2 protein-coding genes are annotated in these 2031 nt (G+C 54.0%); both read left to right on the forward strand.

Annotation, left to right across the window (positions count from 1 at the left end):
- A complete protein-coding gene (locus OB236_RS39935) occupies positions 1–177 on the forward strand; it encodes an immunoglobulin domain-containing protein (protein ID WP_332843724.1) in 177 nt (58 codons plus the stop codon).
- Positions 178–218: 41 nt separating this feature from the next.
- Positions 219–2031: cadherin-like beta sandwich domain-containing protein (locus OB236_RS10675; protein WP_262683983.1), on the forward strand; the 1813-nt coding region annotated here is incomplete at its 3' end.

The following is a 2031-nucleotide window of genomic DNA, read 5'->3' on the forward strand; positions in this document are numbered from 1 at the left end:
TTGACCAACGCGACGACGCCGAGCATCGGCACGCAGCCGACGGATCAAACGGTAAACATGGGGGGCAGCGCCACCCTGACCGTTGCGGCTAGCGGTGGAACCTCGCTTAGCTACCAGTGGTACAGCAACACGACCAGCAGCAATAGCGGTGGCACACTCATCAGCGGCGCGGNATAGTACCGACCGCAACTGCCGGGACGACGTACTACTTCTGCGTCGTGACGAACACCAACAACAGCGCGACCGGCAGTCAAACAGCAACAGCAACAAGCAACGTAGCCAAGTTGACCGTCAATGGGGCCGTGATTTCAGCACCTTTGGCGCCTACGGGGCTTACAGCAATAGCTGGGAATGGACAAATTGCGTTAACTTGGAACGGCGTATCAGAAACAGTCGCTTACAATGTCTATGAGGGAACAGCTTCCGGCACCTATGGATTAACCCCCGTAGTGACAGTGAGCGGCGCGACCTACAGCTACACGGCAACGGGGCTGACGAACGGCGCGACCTACTATTTCGCAGTAAAGGCGAGTAACGCGGGAAGAAATAGCAGCAACTACTCCAACGAAGTCAGCGCAACACCGATGGCCGCAACACCGAGCGCATCCAGTAATGCGAATCTGAGCAGTATGGCCGTATCCGGAATAACGTTGAGTCCGTCGTTTGATCCGGGTACATTTTCCTACACAGCGAGCGTAGCGAACGGTGTAACGTTGGTGATCGTGACGCCAACAGTATCGGATAGCAACGCAAAAGTGAAGGTGAACGGGACAGCAGTGACGAGCGGACAAGCGTCGGGGGCGATCAACCTGAACGTGGGTAACACTCGGATCACCGTGGCAGTGACGGCTCAAGACGGAAAGACCATGCAGACGTATACCGTGAACGTGTCTAGAGCCGAAGCGATAACGGCCAGTTCTACTGCACCGATTCAGGTGACGACTAAACCTGTATCTATTACCGTCCCTGCGAGCGTAACGAATGCCGAGATTGCGGTTGCAACAACAATGGCAGGATCGAGCAAAGAAGCGATGCTCCCGTTAGTGGAAGTGCAAGCGGCTACCACTCTGGGCAATGTAAGTATAATGATTCCAGACGGAACGAAAATTACGGCTCCCGGCAATTGGGACGGCACGATCAAGCTCCCGCAAGTGCTAAGCAACAGCAGCGTAACGATCAATCATGGCATCGTGAGCGCCGTCATTGAAGTCGGATCGACGGAGGTATCGTTAACGTTCGACAGAGCAGTGCGATTGCTCATCCCAAACCAAGGGGGCAAAAAGGCCGGCTTCGTCCGAAACGGCGTGTTTACCGAGATCACGGGCACAGTAACCGCGGACACCCAAGCAGCGGCAGACCACGAGATTGCCGCAGGTGGAGACGCCAAAATGATGATTGGCAGTGACCTTGTCATTTGGACTAAACACTTTACCCAATTTGTCAGCTACACGCAGGTCGACTCAACGAGCAACAACGTAACCAGCGGTGGAGGCGGTGGAGGCGGCAGTGCCGCAACCAACTCCGCAACGATCTCGGCTACCAGCGGGGGAAAGACAACATTGAACGGAGCCACAATCGAAGTTCCCGCCGGAGCGATGGATAGCAACATTCAAATTACGGTAGATATCGTGAGCGACACCTCGATTCTGCCGATGGACAGCGCCTTACAATTGGTTAGCCAGGTGTACGAGATCAAGAAAGACAAGGACGGTGAATTTAGCAAGCCGGTCGTTATTACGCTGCCTTTCGACAAGACGAAGGTGGACTCTGCGAAATTGACGGCAGTATATTGGCTGAACGAACAAACCCATAAATGGATGTCATTAGAAAGCTTGAAAGTCGACGAAGCGAACGGGACAGCATCCGGATCGGTGAACCATTTTACGAAATTTGCCGTTCTAGCATGGGATAAAGCGAAGACCGAGCAGCCGCAAACAAATGAAGCGGACTTTGCCGATATCAAAGGGCAATGGTACGAATCGAACGTGCGGGAACTGGTGAAACTCGGCGCGATAAACGGTTATCCAGACA

The sequence above is a fragment of the Paenibacillus baimaensis genome (genome assembly GCF_025567575.1).